Origin of the sequence: Kitasatospora sp. NPDC089797 (assembly GCF_040684795.1) — a bacterium.
Taxonomy (GTDB): Bacteria; Actinomycetota; Actinomycetes; order Streptomycetales; family Streptomycetaceae; genus Kitasatospora.
This window is the reverse complement of record NZ_JBFBGS010000033.1, coordinates 34,287-60,443: the sequence shown is the minus strand read 5'-3', so window position 1 is coordinate 60,443 and position 26,157 is coordinate 34,287. Positions and strand designations below refer to the sequence as shown.

At 74.5% G+C, this 26,157-nt stretch carries 20 protein-coding genes and 1 riboswitch; of the genes, 8 read left to right on the top strand and 12 right to left on the bottom strand.

All coding sequences use genetic code 11. The features are described from left to right. Positions 1-31 precede the first annotated feature (31 nt). Together AB0O91_RS25755 and AB0O91_RS25750 are read right to left on the bottom strand one after the other, a co-directional pair. The gene (locus tag AB0O91_RS25755; protein ID WP_363437317.1) at positions 32-910 is read right to left on the bottom strand and encodes a PfkB family carbohydrate kinase; all 879 of its coding nucleotides are present in this window, start codon (positions 908-910) and stop codon (positions 32-34) included. 3 nt (positions 911-913) lie between these two features. Beyond that, entirely contained in the window at positions 914-1,912 is a 999-nt protein-coding gene (locus tag AB0O91_RS25750; protein ID WP_363437314.1) for a pseudouridine-5'-phosphate glycosidase, read from the bottom strand. Between the two features lie 138 nt (positions 1,913-2,050). On the opposite strand from AB0O91_RS25750, the gene AB0O91_RS25745 reads away from it, so the two are divergent. Then, positions 2,051-2,953: a LysR family transcriptional regulator gene (locus AB0O91_RS25745; protein ID WP_363437312.1), complete on the top strand. Its 903-nt coding sequence runs from the start codon at positions 2,051-2,053 to the stop codon at positions 2,951-2,953. A gap of 182 nt (positions 2,954-3,135) precedes the next feature. Next, positions 3,136-4,845 carry a peptide-N4-asparagine amidase gene (locus AB0O91_RS25740; RefSeq protein ID WP_363437310.1) on the top strand — a complete coding sequence of 570 codons (1,710 nt, stop codon included), beginning with the start codon at positions 3,136-3,138 and terminating at the stop codon, positions 4,843-4,845. A 397-nt stretch (positions 4,846-5,242) separates the two neighbouring features. Here the strand turns inward: AB0O91_RS25740 and AB0O91_RS25735 are convergent, their stop codons facing one another. Further along, a complete protein-coding gene (locus AB0O91_RS25735) occupies positions 5,243-5,914 on the bottom strand; it encodes a response regulator transcription factor (RefSeq protein WP_363437307.1) in 672 nt (223 codons plus the stop codon). A 111-nt stretch (positions 5,915-6,025) separates the two neighbouring features. Between AB0O91_RS25735 and AB0O91_RS25730 the strand changes: the two genes are divergently transcribed. After that, positions 6,026-7,717, top strand: a complete 1,692-nt coding sequence (locus AB0O91_RS25730; protein WP_363437304.1) for a metallophosphoesterase family protein — start codon at positions 6,026-6,028, stop codon at positions 7,715-7,717. Between the two features lie 33 nt (positions 7,718-7,750). Here AB0O91_RS25730 and AB0O91_RS25725 read toward each other — a convergent pair whose 3' ends face one another. From AB0O91_RS25725 to AB0O91_RS25700, 6 genes are all read right to left on the bottom strand, one after another. Then, positions 7,751-9,022 carry a histidine kinase gene (locus AB0O91_RS25725; protein WP_363437302.1) on the bottom strand — a complete coding sequence of 424 codons (1,272 nt, stop codon included), beginning with the start codon at positions 9,020-9,022 and terminating at the stop codon, positions 7,751-7,753. Positions 9,023-9,383: 361 nt separating this feature from the next. Further along, positions 9,384-10,460: a hypothetical protein gene (locus AB0O91_RS25720; protein ID WP_363437299.1), complete on the bottom strand. Its 1,077-nt coding sequence runs from the start codon at positions 10,458-10,460 to the stop codon at positions 9,384-9,386. Between the two features lie 183 nt (positions 10,461-10,643). Next, positions 10,644-12,236, bottom strand: a complete 1,593-nt coding sequence (locus AB0O91_RS25715; protein ID WP_363437296.1) for an alpha-amylase family glycosyl hydrolase — start codon at positions 12,234-12,236, stop codon at positions 10,644-10,646. 236 nt (positions 12,237-12,472) lie between these two features. Beyond that, positions 12,473-13,168: a bifunctional 4-hydroxy-2-oxoglutarate aldolase/2-dehydro-3-deoxy-phosphogluconate aldolase gene (eda, locus tag AB0O91_RS25710; RefSeq protein WP_363437293.1), complete on the bottom strand. Its 696-nt coding sequence runs from the start codon at positions 13,166-13,168 to the stop codon at positions 12,473-12,475. Next, positions 13,165-14,811 (bottom strand): D-aminoacylase, encoded by a 1,647-nt coding sequence (locus AB0O91_RS25705; protein ID WP_363437291.1) that lies wholly within the window; start codon positions 14,809-14,811, stop codon positions 13,165-13,167. Before AB0O91_RS25705 ends, eda begins: the two co-directional genes overlap by 4 nt. Next, positions 14,811-16,238, bottom strand: coding sequence for an alanine racemase (locus AB0O91_RS25700; protein ID WP_363437289.1), 1,428 nt, complete (start codon positions 16,236-16,238; stop codon positions 14,811-14,813). Before AB0O91_RS25700 ends, AB0O91_RS25705 begins: the two co-directional genes overlap by 1 nt. 150 nt (positions 16,239-16,388) lie before the next feature. On the opposite strand from AB0O91_RS25700, the gene AB0O91_RS25695 reads away from it, so the two are divergent. The 4 genes from AB0O91_RS25695 to AB0O91_RS25680 all read left to right on the top strand — a co-directional run bounded on the left by AB0O91_RS25695 (position 16,389) and on the right by AB0O91_RS25680 (position 19,702). After that, positions 16,389-17,540, top strand: a complete 1,152-nt coding sequence (locus AB0O91_RS25695) for a sugar kinase (protein WP_363437286.1) — start codon at positions 16,389-16,391, stop codon at positions 17,538-17,540. Positions 17,541-17,577: 37 nt separating this feature from the next. Next, complete coding sequence (locus tag AB0O91_RS25690; RefSeq protein ID WP_363437283.1) at positions 17,578-18,327, top strand: IclR family transcriptional regulator; 750 nt, start codon at positions 17,578-17,580, stop codon at positions 18,325-18,327. Between the two features lie 27 nt (positions 18,328-18,354). Next, the gene (locus AB0O91_RS25685) at positions 18,355-18,762 is read left to right on the top strand and encodes a RidA family protein (protein WP_363437280.1); all 408 of its coding nucleotides are present in this window, start codon (positions 18,355-18,357) and stop codon (positions 18,760-18,762) included. Positions 18,763-18,958: 196 nt separating this feature from the next. Next, positions 18,959-19,702, top strand: coding sequence for a DUF2470 domain-containing protein (locus AB0O91_RS25680; RefSeq protein ID WP_363437278.1), 744 nt, complete (start codon positions 18,959-18,961; stop codon positions 19,700-19,702). 60 nt (positions 19,703-19,762) lie between these two features. Here the strand turns inward: AB0O91_RS25680 and AB0O91_RS25675 are convergent, their stop codons facing one another. Further along, positions 19,763-21,298, bottom strand: a complete 1,536-nt coding sequence (locus tag AB0O91_RS25675; RefSeq protein ID WP_363437275.1) for an APC family permease — start codon at positions 21,296-21,298, stop codon at positions 19,763-19,765. 372 nt (positions 21,299-21,670) lie between these two features. Then, positions 21,671-22,660 carry a LysM peptidoglycan-binding domain-containing M23 family metallopeptidase gene (locus AB0O91_RS25670; protein WP_363437272.1) on the bottom strand — a complete coding sequence of 330 codons (990 nt, stop codon included), beginning with the start codon at positions 22,658-22,660 and terminating at the stop codon, positions 21,671-21,673. Positions 22,661-22,662: 2 nt separating this feature from the next. Further along, a riboswitch (cyclic di-AMP (ydaO/yuaA leader) is annotated at positions 22,663-22,845 on the bottom strand. 313 nt (positions 22,846-23,158) lie between these two features. Here AB0O91_RS25670 and AB0O91_RS25665 point away from each other — a divergent pair. Further along, on the top strand, positions 23,159-24,700 hold the full coding sequence (locus AB0O91_RS25665) for an MFS transporter (protein WP_363437269.1): 1,542 nt from the start codon (positions 23,159-23,161) through the stop codon (positions 24,698-24,700). Between the two features lie 7 nt (positions 24,701-24,707). Here AB0O91_RS25665 and purB read toward each other — a convergent pair whose 3' ends face one another. After that, complete coding sequence (purB, locus tag AB0O91_RS25660) at positions 24,708-26,147, bottom strand: adenylosuccinate lyase (RefSeq protein ID WP_363437266.1); 1,440 nt, start codon at positions 26,145-26,147, stop codon at positions 24,708-24,710. Between the last annotated feature and the right edge of the window lie 10 nt (positions 26,148-26,157).

Below are 26,157 nucleotides of genomic sequence, written 5' to 3'. Positions count from 1 at the left end.
CACCCCCGGACCGCCCACCCGCCGGTGCCCGCTAGCTCCCCCCGACCGAGGCCCCCGGTGAGGCCAGCACCCGGGCCGCGCTGCGGTGCCCTAGCCCGGCCGCCAGGTGCAGGTCCCCGGTGTCCAGGAAGCCGGCCAGGAACCCCGCCGCGAAGGCGTCCCCGGCCCCGGTCAGGTCGCGCACCTCCGCGACCGGCGGCACCGGCACGGTGAACAGCCCCTCGCCCGGCACGTCGACGCTGGTCGCCCCGGCGCCGGACTTGGTGACCACCGTGGTGGTCGGCAGCCGGTCGCGCTCCGGCCCCGGCAGGCCGTCCACCAGCAGGCCGAGGAAGGCCGACTCGGAGCGGTTGGCGAATACGAAGGTCGGCGCCAACTCGGCCAGCAGGCCGAGGAACCGCTCCCGCCCGTACTCCTCCAGCATGCCGGTCGAGGAGGCGTCCACCGAGGTGGTGCCGCCCGCCCGCCGGACCCGGTCGAGCGCGTCCACCGCCGTCCCGCCGACCGGCTCGCCGTCGAAGGAGTAGCCGGGCACGTGCAGGTGGGTCAGGCCGGCCAGCCAGTCCTCCGGGACGCGTTCCAGCAGGGTGGCGGCGCCGCGGTCCGGCAGCATGGTCCGCTCGCCGTCCGGGTCGATCAGCACCACGATGCTGCCGGTCCGGCCGCTCCGCTGCACCCGCACGTCCACGCCGTGGCCGCCGAGTTCGGCGACGATGCCGTCCCCGACCTGGTCCGCGCCCACGCAGCCGAGGAAGCGGGCCGGGTACTGGCCGGCGGCGAAGCAGGCGACGTTGGCGGCGCTGCCACCGCGCCGCCGGAAGACCCGGGCGCCGGAGTCGGTGCCGTGGCGCAGCGGGCCGTCGACCCAGACCACGATGTCCTCGACGAGGTCGCCGAGCACCCCGAGCACGGGTCAGGCCCCGGTGGACGCGGCGGCGGAGCCACCCGTCCCGCCGGTCCGGGCGGCCTCGCCGCCCCGGACCCCCGAAGCGGCCAGCGCGGTGGCGATCTCGCCGCCGAGCCGGACGTTGCCGCGGTAGACCTCGACGTTGACCTCCAGGCTGCGCCCGTGGGTGTCGCGCTGGATGTGGTCGAGCAGGAAGGGGGTGGAGGCGTTGCCGGTGATGCCCTGGCGCTCGGCCTCGGCCCAGGCGCGGGTCAGGATGCCGTCCAGCTCCTCCGGCGGCAACTGCTTGGCCGGGTCGACGGGGTTGGCGATCAGCACGGCCTGCGGCAGGTCGAGCCGGTCGCGGGCGTCGATGACCCCGGCGGCCTCCTCCGCCGACTGCACGGCGAAGTTGATCTCGTGCCCGGAGTCGGTGACGTAGAAGCCGGGGTACCTGGTGGTGCGGTAGCCGATGACCGGGATGTTGAACGTCTCGAAGCGCTCCAGGGTGGCCCGGATGTCGAGGATGGACTTCACCCCGGCGCTGATCACGGTGACCGGGGTGGCGGCCAGGGTGGTCATGTCGGCGGACTCGTCGAAGCTCTCGGAGGCGCCGAAGTGGACGCCGCCGAGGCCGCCGGTGGAGAAGACCCGCACGCCGGCGCGGTGGGCGAGGAAGGCGGTGGCGGCGACGGTGGTGCCGCCGTGCCGGCCGAGCGCGGCGACCACCGGCAGGTCGCGCAGGCTGACCTTGTCCAGGCCGTCGGCGGCGGCGAGTTCGGTGATCTGCTCGGTGCTCAGCCCGACCGTGGGGACGCCCGCGTGCACGCCGATGGTGGCGGGGACGACGCCCGTCCCGCGCAGCTGCCGCTCGGCCTCCAGCGCGACGGCGAGGTTGCGCGGCCGCGGCAGTCCGTGGGTGAAGATCGTCGACTCCAGGGCGACCACGGGACGGCCGTCGGCGACGGCCTGCGCGACCTCCTCGGAGACCTGGATGGCGGGGGTGCTGGCGGGCAGTCCGGTCATGGTGTGGGCTTCCTGTGAGATGCCACTGCGATGGGGCAACGTGCCGTTCAGCGTAGGGACGGTTCGGATCGGAAACCAGAATGAGTCCTGGGGTTTCCGATAGCCGGTCGCCTATCGGTTCGCACTAGGATGACCCCCATGGGCTTCACCTTGCGGCAGCTGGAGGTCTTCCTCACCGTCGCCGAGACGCTGCACTTCGGCCGGGCCGCCGAGCGGCTGCACATCTCGCAGCCGACGGTCAGCCAGGAGGTCGCCCGACTGGAGCGGACCGTCGGCGTCGAGCTGTTCGACCGCAGCCGCCGCTCGGTCGCGCTGACCGAGGCGGGCGAGGTGATGGCGGCCGAGAGCGCCCGGCTGCTCGACCAGGCCGGGGCGATGCTGGCCAGGGTCCGGCTGCACGAGGAGTCCCGGCTCGGCACGGCCCGGATCGTCGCCTCCCCGAGCGTGGTGAACCGGCTGCTGCCCGCCGTGGTCAGCCGGGCCGAACAGGAACTGCCCGTGCTCGACACCGCCGAACTCGCCGTCGACACCGGTCAGGTGTCCGCCACCCTGGCCGGCGAACTCGCCGACATCGGCCTCGGCCGCTTCCTCGAGGACGTCCCCGGCTACCGGCTGGAGCGGATCGCCGACGAGCCGGTCCGGGTCGCCCTCGGCCGGGACCACCCGCTGGCCGGACGGATCAGCCTGCGACTCGCCGAACTGCGCGACCTGCCACTGCTGTTGTGGCCGCGCGAGCAGCACCCCCGGTACTACGACCACGTGCTCGGGCTGTGCGCCGAGCACGGCGTCGACCCGCCGGTCCTGGTCAGCCCGCCGCGGATCGTCGGCTCCCGGCTCTACCTGCTGGCCCGCAACCGCGCCTTCTCCCTGGTTCCCGGCTCGATGACCGGCCACCTCACCGAGGAGGTCGCCACCGTCCGGCTGGAGGGGCGGGCCACCCTGCCGCTGGAGATGCAGTGGCGCACCGACGACCGGCGGCCCCCGCTGGCCACGCTGCGCAACCTGATCCGGCAGGAGGCCGCGGCGCTGGAGGAGTGGTAGCAGCGGCCCCCCACCGGGCCGGTCGGCGCGGCGCGCCACCGCCGCGGCCCACGGGGCCGGGCGGGCCCGCGGCAGCCCCCGACCCCCACTCTTGACGGTCACATGCCAGCGCCGGAAGGATGCCCGGATCACCCACTCGGCCCGTCGCGCGCCGACGGGCCGCCCGACCCCGGGGATCCACCTTGGCCCTGCTCCCCCTGCGCCCCAGCCGCCCTCGCACCCCCCACCGCTCCCGCAGCCCGCTGCTCCGCCGGGCCGCCGGACTGCTCGGCACCGCCGTCCTCACCCTGGCCGGCACCCTGACCGCCGCCGCCCCGGCCCACGCCGACTTCGGCAGCGGCTACCACGACCCGATCACCGCCACCAAGCCGCTCACCCGCCCCGACACCCGCTCCTGCAGCGTCGAGGTCATGCACGACCGCGAGTTCCGCAACGGCTACGGCAACCCGCCCGACACCCCGTACACCACCACCCTCACCCCGCCCGCCGACTGCGCCGGCCCCTGGTCCGCCGTGGTCCTGGACCTCCACGGACAGGTCGCCGGGCGGCAGTTCGACCGCATCTTCAGCGTCCGCATCGGCGGCGTCCAGGTGCTGCTGTCCTCCACCCCGGAGCCCTCCCCGGACGGCATCCGATGGAACGTCGAACGCGATCTCACCCGCTACGCCCCGCTGTTCGCCGCAGGCCCGCAACCGTTCTCGCTCGACCTCGCCAACGTCACCGACGCCACCTACACCGGCGTCTACAAGCTCTCGGCGAGCCTGACCTTCTACACCGCGAACGACCGCTGGCCCGCCGCCCGCGGCGCCGACCAGGTCCTCACCACCGGCCCGTTCGCCCTCACCCAGGCCGCCCCGGGCAGTACCGGGGACGTCACCTTCCCGCGGAACCTGGAGCGGCTGACCGCCGAGGTGTACGCCCGCGGCGGCGGCGCCTGCGAGGAGTTCGCGTACGCCTCCGCGCCGGACGCCTTCACGGCCGCCAACCCGTCGCTGGGCGCCTGCGGCAAGGGCCCGTTCCGCGAGCTGCGGCTCACCGTGGACGGCCGGGTGGCCGGGGCGGTCTGGCCGTACCCGGTGATCTACACCGGCGGCTGGGACCCGCTGCTGTGGCGGCCGGTACCGGGCGTCTTCGCCTTCGACCTGCCCGCCTACCGGCTCGACCTCACCCCGTACGTCGGCCTGCTGCTGGACGGGCGCCCGCACCGCCTCGGCGTCACCGTCAACGCCACCGAGGCGCAGAGCAACGACGTCTGGACCGGCCAGGTCAACCTGTTCGCCGAGGTCGACCACGGCTCCGCCCGCACCACCGGGCAGCTCACCGACTACCGGGTCGCCCCCGAGGCCGCCGGCGCGACGCGGCTCGCCGACCACGGCGGCGGCAGCGGCGACTGGACGGTCACCGCGGCCCGGCACGACCTCGCCCGCGGCTGGGTGCAGACCTCGCACGGCCGGATCACCACCGAGGTCCGCGACGACCTCGCCTTCCGCTCCGCCCAGCAACTGCGCGACAGCGGCAACGACGTGACCCTGCACAACGACGCCGACCTCACCCGCACCACGTCCACCTGGGGCGGCGGACCGCACCGCACCACCACCGTGCACGAGGGCGAACCGCTGGACGTCCGGTACAAGGTGGCCCGTGACGCGGCCGGCAACACCGACCAGAACACCACGATGGACCTCGGCTACCACCGGGTGGCCACCACCGCGACCGGCGGCCACCTCACCGAACGGTCCACGGTGGACCACACCCTGCGGCCGACCGCCACCCGGCACGACGGCGACCGCACCGTCCGCACCGGCAGCAGCACCGAGGACTACCGCAGCACCGGACCGGACGGGCCGTACCACCGGACGCTGAGCTTCGTGGACGGGTGGCCGAAGCCTTAGCCCTCCCCCACGGAGCTCCAACCTGCGAGATCTGCCCGATTTCGGACCATTTGCCCCTGGTGCACCCGCCCCAGGAGGCGCATGATGGGAGGTGGACCTGCGAGGCAGCTGAAGGAAGTTCGACCGCAGGAGGCAGTAGCGACAGATCGAGACGGATCAGGGTCTGCCGCCGGCACTACCTCGGTCGACGATCGAACGACCGGCCGGAGGACGTGACGTCCGGAGGCCGCCCCCGCCTCGTAGGTTCCGCGCGTCCACGGAGCATCCCCTCGACTCCGTGGACGCGCCCGTTCCGGCGGCCGTTCCTCCGGCGGCCGGGCTACCCGACGGCCGCTCCTACCGCGCCCGGTCCACCGACGACCGGCCCACCCGCCGGGCCGCCGCCCACCCGGCACAGCTACGGCACCGGGTACCCCGCCTCCCAGGCGTGCACCGCGATCCCGACCCGGTTCGCCACCCCCAACTTCCGCTGGATGCTGGCCACATGGGTCTTCACCGTGCCCGGGGAGATGAACAGTTCGGCGGCGATGTCCGCATTGGTCCGGCCCGCCGCGACGTGCCCCGCGATCTCCACCTCCCGCTCGGTCAGCGCCACCACCGGCACGGCGGCCGCCCGCGCGGACCGGCGCGGCGCCGTCACGTGCTTCAGCAGCCGGACGGTGACCGACGGGCTGATCAGACTCTCCCCGTCCGCTGCCGCCCGGACCGCCTCGGCCAGCAGGGACGGGCCGGACCGCTTCAGCAGGAAGCCCGACGCGCCGTGCCGCAGCGCCGGGTAGACGTACTCGTCCAGGTCGAAGGTGGTCAGCACCACCACCCGCACCGCACCGGACAGCCGCCTGGTCACCTCCAGCCCGTCCATGCGCGGCATCCGGATGTCCACCAGCGCGACGTCCGGCCGCAGTTCGGCCGCCAGCTCCAGCGCGGCGAGCCCGTCCGCGGCCTCGCCCACCACCTCGATGTCCGGCTGCGCCGCGAGGATCCGCCGCACGCCGCGCCGCACCGCCTCCTGGTCGTCCGCGATCAACACCCGGATCACCCGCGGACGGCCGCCGTTCGCACTCGTCACAGCGGGCAGTCTCCCGCACCACCCGTCCGGCCGGGAACCCCGGCCGACCGCCGGGAAAGTTCACGCCGGCGGTCCGGCGGGGTTCACCTCCGCCCGGTGAGGCTGGCAGCCATGACTGCTTCCCGCCGACGCGCCGCCGCCGGTCCCAGCACCGGACCCGCCGCCTCCCCCGCCGCCCCGTTCGCCGCCGAATCCCCCGTCGACCCCCGGGCCGCCGCCCGTTCCGCCGCCCGTTCCGCCTCCCCCGTCAGCCGGCGCGGACTGCTGGCCGGGGCCACCGGCCTGAGCCTCGGCGGCGCCGTCTCCCTCTCCGGCGTCGCGGCCACCCCCGCCGCCGCCTCCCCGCTGCTCTGGGAACGGCCGGACCGCTCCGGCGCCCCGCGGGTCGGCGGACTGCACCTGCAGTTCGGCTCGGACGCCTCGCGCGAGGTGACGGTCTCCTGGCACACCACCGCGTCCGTCTCCAACCCCCGGGTGATGTACGGGACTTCGCACGGAGGCTTCGGCCGGACGGCACAGGCCGAGACCCGCACCTACCGGGACGCCAACTCCGGCACCGAGGTCCAGGTGCACCACGCCCGGATCGGCAACCTGCGGCCCGACACCGACTACGTCTACGCCGCCGTGCACGACGGCGCCACCCCCGAACTCGGCACCGTCCGCACCGCCCCGCGCGGCCGGGCCGCCTTCACCTTCACCAGCTTCGGCGACCAGGGCACCCCCACGCTCGGCAAGCAGACCGCCAACGGCTACGTCAACGACAACCTCGGCAGCCCCGCCGCGGGCGACACCACCGCCGGGGTCGAGCGGGTCGCCCCGCTGTTCCACCTCGTCAACGGCGACCTCTGCTACGCCAACCTCTCCACCGACCGGGTCCGCACCTGGTCCGACTGGTTCGAGAACAACACCCGCTCGGCCCGCCACCGCCCCTGGATGCCCGCGGCCGGCAACCACGAGAACGAGAAGGGCAACGGCCCGATCGGCTACGGCGCCTACCAGACCTACTTCGACCTCCCGGACTCCGACGCGGACGACGAACTGCACGGCCTCTGGTACGCGTTCACGGCCGGCGCGGTACGCGTCATCAGCCTCAACAACGACGACGTCGCCTACCAGGACGCCGGCAACAGCTATGTGCACGGCTACTCCGGCGGAGCCCAGCAGCGCTGGCTGGAGCGGGAGTTGATCGCCGCCAACGCGGACCCGGGGATCGACTGGATCGTGGTCTGCATGCACCAGGTGGTCATCTCCACCGCCGACAAGTTCAACGGCGCCGACCTGGGCGTCCGCGAGACCTGGGTGCCGCTGTTCGACAAGTACGGCGTCGACCTGGTGGTCTGCGGCCACGAGCACCACTACGAGCGCTCCCACCCGATCCGCGGCCAGCAGCCCACCGACACCCGCACGCCCATCCCGGTCGCCACCGGCACCGAGACCGTCGACACCACCAAGGGCACCGTGCACATGGTCATCGGCGGCGGCGGCACCTCCGCCCCCTCCAACCACCTCTTCTTCACCCCGCCCAAGGCCCGGGTGATCACCGGCGTCGGCCCGGTCGACGCAGCCACCGGCAAGCGGCCCCCGGTCTACGTGATCGAGGACGCCCCCTGGTCCGCGTTCCGCGACGCCGACAACCCGTACGGCTTCGCCGCCTTCGAGGTCGACCCGGGCGAGCGCGGCGGCGACACCACCATCGCCGTCACGTACTACTCGGTCAGCGGTCCGTACGGGGACCTCGTGCCGGTCGACCGCTTCACCCTCACCCGCCCGCGCGGCACCCGCGGCGGCGGCCGGGGGCACTGAGGCCCACGCCGACCCCCGCCCCACCCCGCGCCGCTACCGCCCCGGCAGCGTGCAGACCACCTCCCAACCGGACCGGCCGGACGGGCCGGACGGGCCGGACGGGCCCGAAGCACCCGATGGGCCCGACGAGCCCGACGGGCCGAGCGGCCCCGCGCTGAGCGCCCCGCCGTGGGCGGCCACGCGGGCCGTGAGGCCCGCCAGCCCGGTGCCGCCCGCGCCGGGGCGACGGCGCAGCCGGGACGGACGGGTGGTCGGGCCGCCGTCGTCGCCGACACGCACCAGGACGCTGTTCCCGTCCGGGCCGACGACCACCCGGACGACCACCGAGGTGGCCTGCGGGGCGTGCCGGCGGATGTTGGTGAGGCTCTCCAGGACGACGGCGTACGCCGTGGCCTCGGCCTCGGCGGTGAGCAGCGCGGCGGCCCCGGGAGCGAGTTCGGCGGTGGCGCGGAGGCCGCCCGTGGCGCCGAAACGGGCGACCAGCTCCGGCAGTTCCGCCTGGCCGGGCCAGCGGGTGGTGCCGACCGCCGGCTCCGGTCCGCCGCGGTCCCCGGGATCCCCCGTCGAACCGGGCACTCCGGACGGCGTATCCCGTGGTCCGGGCGAACCCGGCGACTCCGGCGAACCCGCCCGCAGGGCCCCGACCATCTCGTCCATCGAGTCGAGCGCGCGCAGCCCCGCCTCCTCCAGCCGGCGCAGCAGGGCCGTGGTCTCCGCCGGTTCCTGGCCCGGGAGTTGACCGGCCTGGGCCTCCAGCACGATGCCGGTGATCTCGTGCGCGACGGAGTCGTGCAGCCCGCGGGCGACGTCGAGCCGCTGCTCGCGCCTGGCCCGTGCCACGGCGTGTTCCCGGCGGGCCTCCAGCACCCGCAGGTAGAGCCCCGCCCCGGCGGCGGCGAGCACCGGCAGCAGGGAGAGCAGCACGGCGGCCACCGGGCCGGCCCCACCGCCGTGCGGCATCCGGAGGGCGAACCGCAACGGCAGCACCACGGCCGCCAGCCCGACCGTTGCGCCGACCGGTCCGGCCCAGCGGTCGGGCAGCCCGCGGACGGACCGGAACAGCACGCCGAGCAGCGCGAGCCATTCGAACGGCAGCCAGAACGCGGGCAGCCGGTAGAACCCCGAGTAGCCCAGGTCGAGCAGCAACGAGAGCCCGGCCACCGCTCCGGCCGCGGCGGCGAGCGTGACCCGCCCGAGCGGCCAGGGCAGCAGCGCCACCGCCGCGACGGACCCGGCCGTCAGGGCGAGCAGCAGGGCCGCGCCGTGGTCGCCGGGGTGCGCGAGCCCGACGGGTGCGAGCAGCAACAGGGCTGCGCCGACGGCGAGCCGACGCCGGGGCGGCGTCCGGGTCCGGGTCCGGGTCAGTGTCCGAGTTCGGGTCCGGGTCCGGCCGGGACGGGGCAGGAGGTCGATGGGCACGCCGCGAGCCTACGGGCCGCCCCGCACGCCCGGGCCGCCCCGGCCGTACCGGCGGCAGCCCGCGCGAAGGGCCCGCGCCCGGCTTGTCCAAGGCCGGGCGCGGGCCGCCGATCCCCTCCCGCCGCCGATGCCCTGGCAACGGGTGGAGCCTTCCGGGTCCTGCGGTCGTTCGCCGTACGAGCGCTCACCGCACGGCCGTTCACGGTACGGCCGTTCACGGTACGGCCGTTCACCGCACGGCCGGTCCTCAGACCGCGACCGCCTCCTCCATCTCCTCCTCGGCCTCGGCGGACGCCCCGACCGGGGCCGCAGCCGACGCCGCGGCCCTGCGGCGCCCGCGCCCCTCGTACAGCGCCGCGGCGGCCAGGGCCGCTCCGCCCAGCAGCAGCCAGAGCGCCAGGGTGAGCACGTGCCCACCGAGGCCGGCGCCGCCGTCGAAGTACAGGATGCTGCGCGCGCCCTCCAGGTAGCCGGCGCCGTTCCAGAAGCCGTGCAGGGCGCCGAAGAAGCCGTTCTGCAGCTCGGGGCGGTAGATCCCGCCGGAGGAGGTGAAGTTCAGCATGACGAACAGCACCATGAGCGCGAGCGTGGTCCACTTCTTCAGGAAGCTGTGCAGGCCGATGCCGATCAGCACGATGCCCGCGGAGTAGAGCCAGCCGAGCGCCCAGATCGCGGCGTGATCGTGGTCGACGACGTGGAACAGCGGTCCGGCGGTGGCGATCCCGATCACGCTGACGACCAGCGAGACCGCCACGCCGACCAGGGCCCGGATCCGCAGGGAGAACCCGGCGCCGGCGGCGCCGATCGCCGCGACGCTGGCGTAGGAGCCGATGCTCAGCGCGACCAGCAGGAAGAACAGCCCCTGACCGGTCGGATCGCCGGCGGCGGGGGTGGTGAGGTCGGTGACGTGCAGCGGGACGCCCTGCCGGTCGGTCACGGTGGTGAACACCGCCGTGGCGGCCACCACCGAGGTGTCCGAGTTGCCCTTGGCGACGATCAGCTCGGGGTTCCTGGCGTCGGGGACGAAGGCGCCGACCAGGTCGCGGTCGCGCAACTGCTGTTCGGCGGTGGCGCGGTCGGGGACGGAGCGCACGTCCAGCGCGCTGCCCGCCTTGGCCTGGAGGGTCTCGGCGAGGCCGTGCGCCTGGGCGCCGGTGCCGACGACGGCGACCTCGAGGTGGTGGGGCTCGGGCTGGTGGAAGGCCCCCTGGTAGGCGAGGGCCATGCCGAGGCACATCAGCAGCGGGGTGATCAGGTGGACGGCGAGGTGCTTGAGCGAGTGCCCCGGGGTGGGCGCTGCGGCGGGGTGCTGGGGTGTGCTCATGGCGTGCGTACCGTCCTCCGGCAGACTCTTCGATCAAGGTGGCACATACAACCAATACAGGTGGTAAATGCAACCATCTATGGATGTAGCTTACAACTTTCCGACGGTCGACGAAAGCCGGGCCGCCCGAGGACGACCCGGCGACGGCCCGGCGACGACCGCAGAGCCCACAGAGCCCGCAGCTCAGCCCAGCTCGAACACCCCGTACGAGAAACCGTCCGCCCGCAGCTCACCGTCCGCCACCCGGACGCCCTGCGCCTCCAGCGCGCGCACCGCTCCCCCGCCGGGAACGTCCGCCAGCCGGACCACCCCCGGCTCCCGGCGCGGGTTCACCGCCACCAGGTACCGCCCGGAGCGGGTGTACACCAGCGGGTACCCGGCGTGCCGCATCTCCACCCCGCCCGAGGTGCCCAGCCCCGGGTGGGCCCGGCGCAGCGTGATCAGCCGCCGGACGGTGTGCAGCAGCGAGGTCGGGTCGGCGCGTTGGGAGAGCACGTCCGGGCGGCGCGGATCCGGGTCCACCGGCAGGTAGCACCGCTCGGGCGGGGCGCTGGAGAACCCGGCCGAGGGGCCCGGCGTCCACTGCATCGGGGTCCGCGAACCCGCCCGGTTGAAGCGCGGCCCGAGCACGCTGCCCTCGACGTCCGGCAGCCCGGGCAGGTAGCGCATCCCGATCTCGTCGCCGTAGTACACCGCGGGCAGGGTCGGCCAGGTGAGCAGGAACGCGAAGGCGGGGGCGAGTTGCTCACCGGTGCGCGGACCGGTGGCGAGCCGGGAGAAGTCGTGGTTGGCGGTGGGCAGGACGATCCGGCCGCTGCCCTCGGTGAGTTCGGCGGCCGAGCGCCAGGCGTCCAGGAAGGTCTGCGGGGTACCGCGCCCCTCGGCCTCGAAGTAGCACGGGCCCTGCTGCCAGAACTCCTCCACCGTCCCGCCGTTGTTGTTCCAGAGCGATCGCAGCGGTAGCCCGTGGTCCTCCCCGCCGAAGTGCAGGAAGAAGTCCGCGTGGAAGCCGGCGGCGACGGCGGCGGCCGGCTCGCCCCACTCGGCGAACAGCACGGCCTCGGGGTGGTCGTGGTCCAGCCAGTCGCGAAGTCCGGTCCAGAGCTTGGCGGTCTCGGCCCGGCCCGGGTCGTCCTTGACCAGCGAGTACGCCATGTCCACCCGGAAACCGGCCACGCCGAGGGCCAGCCAGTGCGCCATGATCTCGCGCAGCGCCGCCCGGTTGGCCCGCGGGCCCTCGGCGTCCACCGGCTGGCGCCAGGGCTCCGACGAACTGCTGCGCGCATAACCGAAGTTGAGCGCGGGCTGACAGTCGAAGAAGTTCGGCCGGTACCAGCCCGGGCGACTCCCGGGCGAGGCGACGAAGCCCTCCACCGGCCGGTCGGACCAGATGTAGCGGTGGTCGGCCGGGTCCTCGGCGGCGGCCAGGAACCAGGGGTGGCGGTCCGAGGTGTGCCCGGCGACCAGGTCCAGCAGGATCCGGATGCCCTTGCGGCGGGCGGCCTCGACCAGGGCGACCAGGTCCTCGGTGCGGCCGTAGCGCGGAGCCGGCGTGAGGTAGTCGGTGACGTCGTACCCGGCGTCGCGGAACGGCGAGGCGAAGCAGGGGTTCAGCCAGACGGTGTCCACGCCCAGCCAGGCGAGGTGGTCCAGGTGCTCGGTGATCCCGGCGAAGTCGCCGATGCCGTCGCCGTCGGAGTCCGCGAAGGTCTGCGGGTAGATCTGGTACAGCACGGCGTCGGCCAACCAGTCGGGGCCGGGGCGGGTCGAGGTCATGGGGTGGGTCCTCCTGCCGATTCCGGGGCCGCGCGGGCCGTACGGCCCGCGCGCCGAGGGGTGACCGGGGTTGAGCCGGGTGACGACGATTCTCGTCCGATCCCGGCCGTCCCGACAGTCCGCCCCGCACCTTCACGGAACCACCGCCCGGGCCGCACCGCCCCCGAGACCCCTCAGGCCCCTCGGACACCTCAGGCACCTCAGACACCTGAGGAACCCGGGACCCCTGGGACCCCTCAGGCTCCGGCAGTCCCGGCGGCCCCCTGGGCCCGTGAAGTCCTCGCCGCCCCCGGCGCCTCCGCCGGCCGCCCCGCCCCCGTCCCGCAGGCCAGGGTGAAGGCCCGGGCCCGCCGGGTGATCTCCGCCCAGTCCCCCGCCTCGACTACCGCCGGCGGCACCACGTCCGTCCCCGCGCACACCGCGAGCGCCCCCTGGGCCAGGAACTCCGCCGCGTTGCCCGCGTTGACCCCGCCGGAGGCCACCAGCGGCACGTCCGGGTACGGCCCGCGCAGGTCCTTGAAGTAGCCCGGCCCGAACGACCGGGCCGGGAAGATCTTGACGGCCGCGGCCCCCAGGTCGACGGCCCGGGCCACTTCGGTCGGGGTGAGCGCCCCCAGCACCACCGGCACCCCGCGCGCCCGCCCGACCTCCGCGACCTCGGGCCGGCAACCGGGGGTCACCAGGAAGGACGCCCCGACGTCGATCCCGCGCTCGGCCTGCTCGGCGGTGAGCACCGTACCGACCCCGACCCGCCAGCCGGCCGCGGCCGCCCCGGCCAGATGCTCCGTCACGTTCGGTGTGGTGTAGGTGAATTCGGTGAAACCGATGCCGCCGTCGGCGAGCGCGGCGCACAGCGCGGCGGCATCCGGGATCCGGGGCGCGCGGACCACCGCGATCACCGGGGCGTTCCACAGGTCGGAAAGGTCGGTCATCTGGCCAGAGTCCCTCGGTCGGTGCGGCGCAGGGCGCGCCCTGGACGGGCGCCGGTGGTGCGTCCCTGCCGGACGACGGCGGTGCCGTTGACGTACACGTACTCGATCCCCTCGGCGGGCAGCCGGGGTTGCTCGAAGGTGGCGGCGTCCCGGACCCGTGCGGGGTCGAGGAGCACCAGGTCGGCGTGGTGTCCGGGGGCGATCCGGCCCCGCCGGTGCAACCCCAGCCGGGCGGCCGGGCGGCCGGTCATCCGGGCGATCGTCTCCTCCAGCGTGAGCACGCCCAACTCCCGGCTGTAGTGGCCGAGGTAGCGCGGGAAGGTGCCCCAGGCGCGCGGGTGCGGACGGGCTCCGACCAGCAGCCCGTCACTGCCGACGGTGTGGGCACGGTGGCGCATCACCGCCCGGACGTTCTCCTCGTGCCCGACGTGCTGGAGGATGGTGGTGGCCAACTCGTCCCGGCGCAGCAGGTCGAGGAAGACCTCCGTCCCGCCGCGCCGCTGCTCCGCGGCGAGTTCGGCGACGGTCCGGCCGACCGCCCCCGCGAGCGCCGTCGCGCGGACGCCGGAGATCTGGATGGTGGCCCAGTCGGCGACCACCCCGTGGCAGCCGTCGCTGCCCCGCTCCTCCAGCGCGTACCGGATCCGCTCGCGGTCCGCCGGGTCGGCGAGCCGCGCCAGGGTCGCCGCCGGCCCGCCCTCGGTGGCCCAACTCGGCAGCAGGGCGGCCAGGGTGGTGGAGCCGGGCAGGTAGGGATAGCTGTCCAGGGTGAGGTCGACGCCGTCCTCGAGCGCCCGGTCGAGCAGTTCCAGCAGGTCCCCGGCCCGGCCCCGGTTGACCTCGAAGTTCATCGTGGCGTGGGTCAGGTGCAGCGCGCAGCCGGATCGCCGGGCGATCTCCACCATCTCCGCGTAGCCCTCCAACGCGCCCTGCCCGTAGGAGCGTTGGTGCGGCGCGTGGAAGCCTCCGTAGGCCGCGACCACGGTGCACAGCTCGACCAGCTCGGCGGTGTCGGCGTACATCCCGGGGGTGTAGCTGAGCCCGCTGGACATCCCGACCGCCCCGTCCAGCAGGCTCTGCGCCAGCACCTGGCGCATCCGGTCGAGTTCGGCCGGGCGGGGCGGGCGGTTGTCCCAGCCCATGGCGAGCATCCGCAGCGAGCCGTGCGGGACCAGGTAGCAGGCGTTGACGGCGACCCGGGTGCGGTCGATCCGGTCCAGGTAGCCGGCGACGTCCCGCCAGTCCCAGTCGAAGTCCGCCGGATCGCCGTTCCAGCCCGCCAGTTGGCGGCGCAGGGCGGGCAGGGTGGTGTCGTCCACGGGCGCGTAGGACAGGCCGTCCTGGCCGAGGACCTCACAGGTGACGCCCTGGGTGACCTTGGCGGGATGCTCGGGTTCGAGCAGCAGGGCGAGGTCCGAGTGGGCGTGCATGTCGATGAAGCCGGGGGCGAGCACCAGTCCGTCGGCGTCCACCCGGGTCGCGCCGCCCAGTCCGGTGCCGATCTCGGTGATCAGCCCGTCGTCGATCCGCACGTCCGCGCGGTAACGCTCGGCGCCGGTGCCGTCGACGACCGTCGCCCCCGTGAAGACCGTGGTCCGCCCGCCGAGGGCGCCCCGGTCCGCCGTTCTCGCCACCTCCGTCATCAGAAGAACGTCCTGACCAGTCCGGTGACCTTCGGCTCGGCCGCGTCCGCGGAGTCCAGTACCGGGATCGCCGTCCACTTGTCGAAGGCGGTGCACGGGTGCGAGACGCCGAGCCGCAGCACCGCACCGATCGGTGCCAGGTCGCCGGCGTCCCGCAGGAAGGCGTGCTGGTCGTTGAGGGCGGTGATCCGCGCCGCCGTCCCGGTCAACACGGCTCCGCCGCGCACCAGTTGCGGCTCCGGCAGGCCCTCATCGAAGGGCAGGTCGCGCTTGCCGGCGTCCAGCAGCGCCAGTTGCGGCTCCGGCCGGGAGACCACCCGGGCCCAACCGTGCAGCGCGGAGCGGAAGGGGGTCTCCCCGGCGCCCCGGGCGAGCGGCGAGATGCCCCGGTAGAACCCGTCGTCGTGGGCGATGTACGCCCCCGAACGCAGCACCACCAGGGCCTCCGGCAGCGCGGCCAACTCCTCGGCCACCAGGTCGAAGTAGGCGCTGCCGCCGGCCGAGACCACGGGCGGCACACCGTCCGGGTAGGCGCCGGCCAGTCGCCCGTGCAGCTCGCCGAGGGTCCTGAGGTAGCCGCGCACGGCGGCCAGGCCCTCGGTGCCGGCGTCGTGCGCGAGGGCGCCCTCGTAGCCGCCGACGCCGGCCAGGCGCAGGGTGGGAGCGCGCAGGACGGCGGCGGCGACCTCGACGGCCGCGTCCACGCCGCGCGCGCCGGTCCGCCCGCCGGGGCCGCCGAGTTCGACGAGCACCTCGACCGGCCGCTCGGCACCGGCGGCACGCAGCGCCCGGTCCATCAGCCGCACGCCCTCGACGGAGTCGATCCAGCCGAGGAAGGCGAAGCCCGGGTCGGCGGCGAGTTCGGCGGCGAGCCAGGCCAGTCCGGCCGGGTCGAGCAGGGAGTTGGCGAGCAGGATCCGCTGGACCCCGAAGGCCCGGGCGACCCGCACCTGCGGCAGGTTGGCGAGGGTGATCCCGTGGCTTCCGGCGGCGAGTTGAGCCCGCCAGAGGTCGGGCGCCATGGTGGTCTTGCCGTGCGGGGCGAGCGCGACGCCGGCCTCGGCGCACCACTCGGCCATGGTCCGGACGTTGTGGTCGAGCGCGGTGGCGTCGAGGGTGAGCAGCGGGGTGCCGAGGGAGGCGAGGGTCGGGCCGGCGGCGAGCCAGTCGCGGACGGTGCGCCCCCAGCTCTCGGGCGGGGCGGCCTTGAAGCGCCAGTCGAGGGTCTCCTCGGCCAGGGCGGCCACCGCTCCTTCGGCGATCCCCGGCCCGGCCGTCCGGCTCGCGAAGGCGGCGCCGTCCACCGGGCCACCGCCCGTCGGGCCGCCTCCCACCGAACGACCGTCCGCCGGGCCACCGCCCGTCGCACGATCGTCCATCGAGCCGCCACCCATCGAGCCGTCGCCGTCCGCGAAGGTCCGCTGCACCGTCTTCCTCCATCCGCCATGTTGCAACATGTGCAACGAGGGTTGCACATGCTGGCAACACGGTTCTAGCATCGGCGCCGGATCACGGTCAACGGAGTCGAACCACCGCAAGGGTCGACAGCCGGCCACCGCAGACGAGGAGCCCAGCAGATGCCGCGACAGGACACCCCGGGGCCGACCCGCCCCGGCCCTCCCCCCACGGCCGTGTGCGTGGGCGAGTCGATGGCCGTCCTGCTGCCGGACGCCCCGGGCCCGCTGGAGGCCGTGGAGAACTTCCGGCTCTCCGTCGGCGGCGCCGAGTCCAACGTGGCCGGGGCGCTGGCCGCGCTCGGCGTGCCGACCGCCTGGATCAGCCGGGTCGGCGACGACGGCTTCGGCCGCCGACTGCTGGCCGAGGTCGCCGCCCGCGGCGTGGACGTCTCCGGCGTCGCCGTGGACCCGCACCGCCCGACCGGGCTCTACCTGAAGGAGGTCGGCGGCACCACCGGCCACCCGCACGACCTCGGACCGGGCCGCAGCCGGCTGCACTACCACCGGCGCGGCTCCGCGGCCGCCGCGCTCTCCCCCGCCCTGCTCGCCGACCCGGCCGCCGCCGAACTGCTGGCGGGCGCCCGGCTGCTGCACCTGTCCGGCATCACCGCCGCTCTGTCCGACGACTGCCTGGAGCTGCTCCGCGCCCTGCTCGCCGACCACCGGCCCGGGCGGCTGGTCAGCTTCGACCTCAACTGGCGCCCCGCGCTCTGGCGGGACCGCGACCCGGCGGTGCTGGCGCCGCTGCTGGACGCCGCCGACCTGCTGCTGCTCGGCGCCGACGAGGCCCAGGCCGCTTTCGGCACCGGCGATCCGGCCGAGCTGCGCCGCCGCTTCCCGTCCCCGGCGACGGTGGTGGTCAAGGACGCCGCCCGGGTGGTCACCGCCCTGGAGCGGGACGGCACGGCGTTCTCCGAACCGGCCCTGGTGGTGGACGTGGTCGAGGCCACCGGCGCGGGCGACGCCTTCGCGGCCGGCTACCTGGCCGGCACCCTGCACGGCCTGGACCAGCGGCGCCGGCTGCGGCTCGGCCACCTGGGCGCGGCCTGCGCGCTGACCACGCACGGCGACCAGGCCGAGTTGCCGCCCTCCCCGGTGGTCACCGCCCTGCTCGACGCCTCCCCGGCCGACTGGGCGGCGACCCGGGTCACCGCGCGGGGCATCACCTCCCCGGCCCTGCCCGCCGGCCCGGCCTCCCCTCCACCCCCGCCCGCTCCCGCCGCCCCACCCGCTCCCCCTGCCCCGCCCACCGCCCCGACCCGGGCAGAATGAGCGGCAACCCCAGCCACCTGACCGGAGCCCGAGCCCGATGAGCCAGACCGTCACCCGCGCCCTGCGCATCCTCGCCCAGCTCGGCGAGGGCGAGCGCTCCCTCGACCAGCTGGCCGAAGTCCTCGGCGTGCACAAGACCACCGTGCTCCGGCTGCTCCAGAGCCTGGAGGAGGAACGGTTCGTCTACCGTGACGCGGCCTACCGCTACCACCTCGGCGCGGGCCTGTTCGCCCTCTCCGGCCTGGCCCTGGAGCAGCGCGGCATCCGCCGGATCGCCGCCCCGCACCTCGCCGAGCTGAACTCCGCCACCGGCCAGACCGTGCACCTGGCGGCCTACGAGGGCGGCGAGGTGGTCTACATCGACAAGTTCGACTCCCGCCACCCCGTCCGGATGTACTCCCGGATCGGCCTGCGCGCCGCCCTGCACAGCGCCGCCGTCTCCAAGGTGCTGCTGGCCGACCTCCCGCTGCCCGAGCGGCGCCGGGTGGTCGCCGGGATCGACTTCACCCCGCACACCGAACGCACCCTCACCACGCCCGAGGCGCTGCTCGCCGAGCTGGAGAAGGTCTCGGCCCAGGGCTGGGCACAGGACCACGCCGAGCACGAGGCCTTCATCAACTGCGTCGCGGCCCCGATCCGGGACGCCAGCGGCCGGGTGGTCGCCGCCGCCTCGATCTCGGTGCCCGACGTCCTCCTCCCGTACGAGCAGGTGTTGGACCTCCTCCCGCAGCTGCTCGCCACCACCCGCGCCGTCTCGGCCGACTGCGGTCGCCCCGGCCACAACTGACGATCCGTCAACCCGTAAGGAACACCGATGTCCGACAAGACCGAGATCCGCACCGACGGCGCCCCCGCCCCCGCGTGGATGTTCTCCCAGGGCGTCCGCAAGGGCCCGATCCTCCAGGTCTCCGGCCAGGGCCCGCAGGACCCGGCGACCGGCGAGTACCTCCACCACGGCGACGTGAAGGCCCAGACCCGCCGCACCCTGGAGAACGTCAAGGCCATCGTGGAGGCCGGCGGTGCGACCATCGAGGACGTGGTGATGTTCCGGGTCTACCTCACCAAGCGCGCGGACTTCCCGCTGATGAACGAGGTCTACGCCGAGTTCATCGACGAGAACGTCAAGCCCGGCGGGGTGAAGCCCTGCCGCACCACGATCTTCGTCGAACTCCCCCAGGAGCCGATGCTGGTGGAGATCGACGCCCAGGCCGTCGTCGCCTGACCCGCCGTCGACACACCCGGGGCCCGGACGCCGCCGCGCGTCCGGGCCCTCGTCGCACCCGCCGCCGCCACACCCACCGCCGCCGCACCCCGCGCCCGCCATGCGCCCGCCACGCGCCGCACTCGCCGCACCCCCGCTTGCCACACTCCCGAAGGGACATTAGGTTAGGCTCACCTAACCAACAGGAGGTCCGGCCATGAGCGCACCCAGCGGGCACACGAGCCACCCCACCACCGGCGACCCCGAGGTCCCCGAGCCCACTACGGCCGACCGGGTGCACAGTCTGCTCAGCGCGACCTCCTCGCTCACCGTCCGCGCCCTCGGCGAGCACCACGACCTGGAAACCCCGGTCTCGGTCCACGGCTCCCGACTGCGCCTGTGCGTCCCGCTGGACGCCCCGCTCACCTCGGCCGCCGCCGGCGCCACCGACGGCCTGGCCGTCGTCCTCGACGTCACCGACGTCTCCCCGGTCGCCGTCCGCGACCGCATCCGCGCCCGGCTCACCCTGGCCGGTCGGCTGCACCTGGCCCACCTCGCCGACGACGGACTCAGCGTCCACCTCCGGGTCGACATCGCCCACGCCGTCCTCGCCACCCCGTACGGCACCGGTGCGCTCACCGCCGACGACCTCCTCCTGGCCGTCCCCGACCCGCTGGCCCGGCACGAGGCGGCCCTGCTCACCCACCTCGCCGACGACCACGCCGACGCCCTCGAACTGCTCACCCGGCTGCTCGACCCGGCCCTGCTCGCCGGGCACCCGGACGTCCGCCCGCTCGCCCTGGACCGCCACGGCCTGGTGCTGCGCCTGGACCACCCGACCGGCCACCGCGACGTCCGCCTGGTCTTCCCCGAACCCGCCTGCGACACCGAGGACTTCGGGCACCGGATGCACGCCCTGCTGAGCGCCGCCGAACACGGCCTGCCGGTCCACCGGAGCTGACCGGACCGACCGGACCGACCGGCCTGACCGGGCCGACCGGACCGACCGGCCTGACCGGGCTCACCGCTCCACCGCGTCCTCCAGCACGATCCGCCCCATCCGCGCGTACAGCTCCGGCCGGAGGCGCCGCAGCACCAGCGCCGTCCCGATCCCGCCCAGGAACACCCCGACCACCAGGTACGGGATCAGCCGGAAGACCAGGGTGCCCGCCGCCGCCCCGGCCACCGCGCCCCGGTTCAGCACCAGCAGCACCACCACCGCGCCCATCGCCACCCCGCCGACCAGCGGAGCGAGCAGGGTCCGGCACCAGTGCGCGGTCTCCGGGTGCCGGCCCTGCACGTGGAAGTACCCCACCACCGCGAAGGAGCACAGCGTCTGCACGACCAGGATCGCCAGCGTCCCCAACAGCGCCAGCAGCGTGTACAGATGGACGTACGGATCCATCCCGGCCGCCAGGAACGCCAGCACCAGCCCGGTCGCGACCACCGACTGCACCACCGAGGCGACGTACGGCGAGCCGTGCCGCGGATGGGTCCGCCCGAGCGCCGGGTGCAGCAGCCCCTCCCGCCCGATCGCGTACAAGTACCGTGCCGCGCACTGGTGGAAGGCCATCGCGCAGGCGAACGACCCGGTGACGAGCAGCCAGCGGAACACCGTCACCGCCCAGCCGCCGAGGTGTTCGCCCAGCGGGTCGAGGAACAGGCTGCTGCCGTCCTTGCCCGGCACCTCGCCGCCCGCCACCGCGACGGCGTGCTCGGCGCCGTTGCCGGAGAGGATCATCCAGGACACGAACACGTAGAACAGCCCGATCCCGACCACCGACACCATGGTTGCTCGCGGCACCACCCGCTTCGGGTCGCGCGACTCCTCCCCGTACATCGCCGTCGACTCGAAGCCCACCCAGGAGCAGAAGGCGAAGACCAGCCCCACCCCGGCCGCCGCCGTGCCCGAACTCCCCACGCCCTTCAGCCCGTTCAGCGGATTCACGGCCTCGACTACGACCCCCTCCGGCCCGCCGCCGGAGGCCAGCACGGCCAGGGCGAGCGCGCCCAGCACCGCGATCTCCAGCAGCAGCGCGACCCCGAGCACCCGGGTCGTCAGATGCAGGTCGAACCAGGCCGTCACCCCGATCACGGTCAGCCCGGCCAGGGCGTACCAGCCCCAACCCAGCTCCACCCCGGCCTGGGCCCGGACGAGTCCGCGCAGCGAGTACGCGAAGAAGCCGATGACCGAGGCCTCGAAGACGATGTACGCCAGCAGCGCGAGCAGCCCCGACGCCATCCCGGCCACCCGGCCCAGCCCGTGCGAGACGTAGCCGTAGAACGCTCCGGCGGCCGTGATGTGGCGGGCCATCGCCACGTAGCCGACCGAGAACACCGTCAGCACCACGGTCGCCAGCACGTACGCGGCCGGTGCGCCGACCCCGTTGCCCTGCCCGATGATGATCGGCAGATTGCCGGTCATCGCGGTGATCGGGGCGGCGGTGGCGACCGCCATGAACACCACGCCCACCAGCCCGACCGAACCCGCCTTCAGCCGGTCCACCCCGCCCGACCCGACCCGCCGCTCGGCCGCCTCCCCGCTCCGGACGGTCATCCGGCCTCCTCGTCCACCCGGGCGCACCCGTCCGCCGGACCGGCCGGGCGCTGACTGCGGACAGGATCGCGCGGCGGCGGGCGGCCGACGGAACCGGAGATCATCCCACGAACCACGGGAGTTGACGCGGTGTTCGACCCCTCGCACGGGCCCGGACGGGGAAACGGCAGTGGCCGGCCCCGGCCGCACGGAAGTGTTCCGTGCGGCCGGGGCCGGCCGTGGGCGTGTCCCGCGCCCAGATCCACCGGTGCGGCGATCACCCGGTCGAGCGGTCACCCGACATGACCATCCCGGGCGGTCGATTCGCCCCGCACCGGCGGTGGTTCGGAAACCCCGGAGCGAACCGGAGGAACCCCGCAGCGGACCGGCGGCTCAGAGCGCGACGCCGTGCGCCCGCAGGTAGCCGACCGGGTCGATGTCCGAGCCGTACTCCGGACCGGTACGGATCTCGAAGTGCAGGTGCGGGCCGGTCACGTTGCCGGTCGCACCCGAGTAGCCCAGCTGCTGGCCGGCGGTGACGTTCTGGCCGACCTTCACGCCGATCGAGGAGAGGTGCGCGTACTGCGCGTACTTGCCGTCGGCGAGCTTGATCTCGACCTCGTTGCCGTAGGCGCCGTCGTTGCCGGCCTTCACCACGACACCGTTGGCGACGGCGCGCAGCGGGGTGCCGGTGGAGCAGACGAAGTCCTGGCCGGTGTGGTGGCCGGAGGCCCACATCGAGCCGGCCACGCCGTAGGCCTCGCCCAGCACCGGCTTGGCGAGCGGGGCGACGTAGCCGGAGGTGGCGGCGACCGGGACGGCGGTGACGGCCTGGGCCGGGGCGGCGGTCTGCACCTGGGTCTGCAGCTGGGCGCCCGGCACGGCGGCCTCGGTGCGGACCTGGAGCTGGGTGTCCGCGGCGGCCGCGGCGGCCTGGGTGGCCGGAGCGGCCGGCTTCGCGGGGGCGGCCGGCTTGGCCGGAGCCGCGGGCTTCGCACCGTCAGCGGCACCGGCACCGACACCGACACCAGCGGCGTGGCCGGCGACGGCGAGCTGCTGGCCCGGGAAGATCAGGTCCGGGTTGCCGCCGACCACCGAGCGGTTCTGCTCGTACAGCGCGTGCCAGCCGCCCTGGACGTGCTTGACCTCGGCGATCGTGGACAGGGTGTCGCCGCTGACGACGCGGTAGCTCTCCTGGCCGGCGGCCGGGGCCGAAGCGGCGGCGGGAGCGGCGGAGGTGGTGGCCGGAGCGGCCGGAGCGGTGTGCGCCTGGGCGCCCATCGCGGTCACGAGCGGCAGGACGAACGACACGCCGGTGACGGCGGTGGCGATGCCGATGCGGGCGGCACGGGGCAGGGCGATACGACGAGCCTGTGCAGGCATGGAATTTTCCTCTCCGACGCCTGCGAGGTGAGCTGTCGGGTTCGGGCTGGAGTTGCCCGGCCGCATGCGCGGCTTCACCCCTAGCCGGTCCTGGTGGTCCGCGCTGTGAACAGCGCGAACTCCGGTCCGGCGACTTACCTGTGGGTCCCCCGCTCCTGCCGTACAGAGTTCGTTGCGAGCCACCGGGCAGCGGCAGGACTCGGCGTTCCACCCGGCGGATCCGTCCGGGCTGGCCGGGCGGTCGCTGAACTAAAACTCATCCGTTCGGGTGAAGCAATGTCGATCTCTCCCGACGACGGTCGACCCCGTCCTCGCCGTCACCCTCCGAATGATCCGCTGCACCGTACGTGCACAACCCATTCACCCGGAGCCACTGATCCACGACGCTGCGCGGACCGCCGCAGCACCCGGCAACCACCCGACCACACTGCGTCACCGACCGACACACCGTCCGGTGACCCTTGTCACGCACACCCCGCCGGGCCCAGGATTCGGCCCGTGGCCACCTCTCAAGCCGGCACTCTGCGCCTGGGCACGGCGCAGGGTCGCTGGGTACTCCTCGCAACGGTGCTCGGCTCCAGCATGGCGATGCTCGACGGCACCGTCGTGAACGTCGCCCTCCCCCGGATCGGCGCCGACCTCGGCGCCACCCTCGCGTCCCTGCAGTGGACCCTGAACGCCTATCTGCTCACCCTCGCGGGCCTGATCCTGCTCGGCGGCGCCCTCGGCGACCGGTACGGGCGGCGCCGGATCTTCCTGATCGGCGTGATCTGGTTCGCCGTCGCCTCCGCGGCCTGCGCCGCCGCCCCCACCATCCACGTGCTGATCGCCGCCCGCGCCGTCCAGGGCATCGGCGGGGCCCTGCTCACCCCGGGCTCGCTGGCCATGCTCCAGGCCGTCTTCCACCCGGACGACCGCTCGGCGGCGGTCGGCCTGTGGTCCGGCCTCGGCGGGGTGTCGGCGGCCGTCGGCCCCTTCCTCGGCGGCTGGCTGGTGGACGGGCCCGGCTGGCGCTGGATCTTCCTGCTGAACCTGCCGCTGGCCGCCGCCGTGATCGCGGTGACCTCCCGTTACGTCCCGGAGAGCCGCGACGAGTCCGCGAGCGGCCGCTTCGACGCGCCCGGCGCCCTGCTCGCCGCGCTCGCCCTCGGCACCCTCACCTACGCGCTCACCGCGGCCGGCGAGGGCCTGTCCCCCGCGGTCTGGGTCACCGGCGCGCTCGGCCTGCTGCTGAGCGCCGCGTTCGTGGCCGTCGAGCGGCGCGCCCCCGACCCGATGCTGCCGCTCGGGCTGTTCTCCTCCCGGCTGTTCACCGCGGTGAACCTGGTCACCCTGTGCGTCTACGCGGCCTTCAGCGGGGTGTTCTTCCTGCTGGTGGTGCAGTTGCAGATCGTCTCCGGCTTCTCCCCGCTGGTCTCCGGCTTCGCCCTGGTGCCGATCACCATCCTGATGCTGACCCTGTCCGCGCGCGCCGGGCGCCTCGGCAAGCGGATCGGCCCGCGCATCCCGCTCACCGTCGGCCCGCTGCTGTGCGCCGCCGGGGTGCTGCTGATGCTGCGCACCGGCCCCGACTCCTCCTACTGGGCGGACGTGCTGCCCGCCGTGGCGGTGATGGGCTCCGGGATGACGCTGCTGGTCGCCCCGCTGACCGCGACCGTGCTGGCCGCCGTCGAGGTGCGGCACGCGGGCATCGCCAGCGGGGTCAACAACGCCGCCGCCCGCGCGGCCGGCCTGCTGGCGGTGGCCGCCCTCCCGGCGCTGGCCGGGCTGAGCGGCGACGCCTACCGGGTGCCGGCCTCGGTGGACTCCGCCTTCCACACCGCGATGCTGATCTGCGCGGGCCTGCTGGTCGCCGGCGGGCTGACCGCCTTCGCCACCATCCGGGGCAACGTGCTGGCGCCGGAGGAGGAGCACCCGACGGCCGAGCCGAACTGCGACTGGCCCTGCGCCACCACCACCCCGCCGCTCGACCCGGGCCGCCCCCGGACGCCCGAGGGCCCCGCCACCGGAACGGCGACGGGGCCCTCGTCGGACGGCTGACGCTGCGTCAGAGGATGTCGGCCGGCGCGTACTTCGCGGCCGCCGGGTAGGCCGCCGCGACGGCCTCCACCTGGCGGACCACCTCGGCGACCTGCGCGCCGGCCGCCCCGGTGAAGGACAGCCGGTCGGCCAGCAGCGCGTCCAGCGCGGCCCGGTCCAGCGGGATCCGCTCGTCGGCGGCGAGCCGGTCCAGCAGCTCGTTCTCCCGGGCACCGGCGCGCATCGCCAGCGCGGAGGCGACGGCGTGCTCCTTGATGACCTCGTGGCCGGTCTCCCGGCCGACGCCCGCCCGCACCGCGCCCATCAGCACCTTGGTGGTGGCCAGGAACGGCAGGTAGCGGTCCAGCTCGGCCTCGATCACGGCCGGGAAGGCGCCGAACTCGTCCAGGACGGTCAGGAAGGTCTCCAGCAGGCCGTCGAAGGCGAAGAAGGCGTCCGGCAGCGCGACCCGGCGCACCACCGAGCAGGAGACGTCGCCCTCGTTCCACTGGTCACCGGCCAGCTCGCCGGTCATCGAGGCGTAGCCGCGCAGGATGACGGCCAGGCCGTTGACGCGCTCGCAGGAGCGGGTGTTCATCTTGTGCGGCATCGCGGAGGAGCCGACCTGGCCCTCCTTGAAGCCCTCCGTCACCAGCTCGTGGCCGGCCATCAGACGGATGGTCTTGGCCAGGCTGGACGGCGCGGCGGCCAGTTGGACGAGGGCGGTGAGCACCTCGAAGTCCAGCGAGCGCGGGTAGACCTGGCCGACGCTGGTCAGCACGTGCTCGAAGCCGAGGTGGCCGGCGACCCGGCGCTCCAGCTCGGCCAGCTTCCCGGTGTCGCCGCCGAGCAGGTCCAGCATGTCCTGCGCGGTACCGACCGGGCCCTTGATCCCGCGCAGCGGGTAGCGGGCGATCAGCTCCTCCAGGCGGCGGAAGGCGACCAGCAGCTCGTCGGCGATCGACGCGAAGCGCTTGCCCAGGGTGGTGGCCTGCGCGGCCACGTTGTGCGAGCGACCGGCCATGACCAGCTCGGAGTGCTGGGCGGCCAAGTCGGCCAGACGCACCAGCACCGCGACCGTACGGTCCCGGACGTGCTCCAGCGACTGGCGGATCTGCAGCTGCTCGACGTTCTCGGTCAGGTCCCGGGAGGTCATGCCCTTGTGGATCTGCTCGTGGCCGGCGAGGTCGCTGAACTCCTCGATCCGGGCCTTCACGTCGTGGCGGGTGATCCGCTCACGGGCCGCGATCGAGCCGAGGTCGACCTGGTCGATCACCCGCTCGTAGTCGGCCACCGCGGTCGCCGGAACCTCGACACCGAGGTCCTGCTGGGCCTTCAGGACGGCGAGCCACAGGTGGCGCTCGAGGACCACCTTGTGCTCGGGGGACCACAGCTGGGCCAGGGTCGCCGAGGCGTACCGGGAGGCCAGGACATTGGGGATCTGGGGCTTCGCGCTCACGCTTCGCAAGGGTAACAGC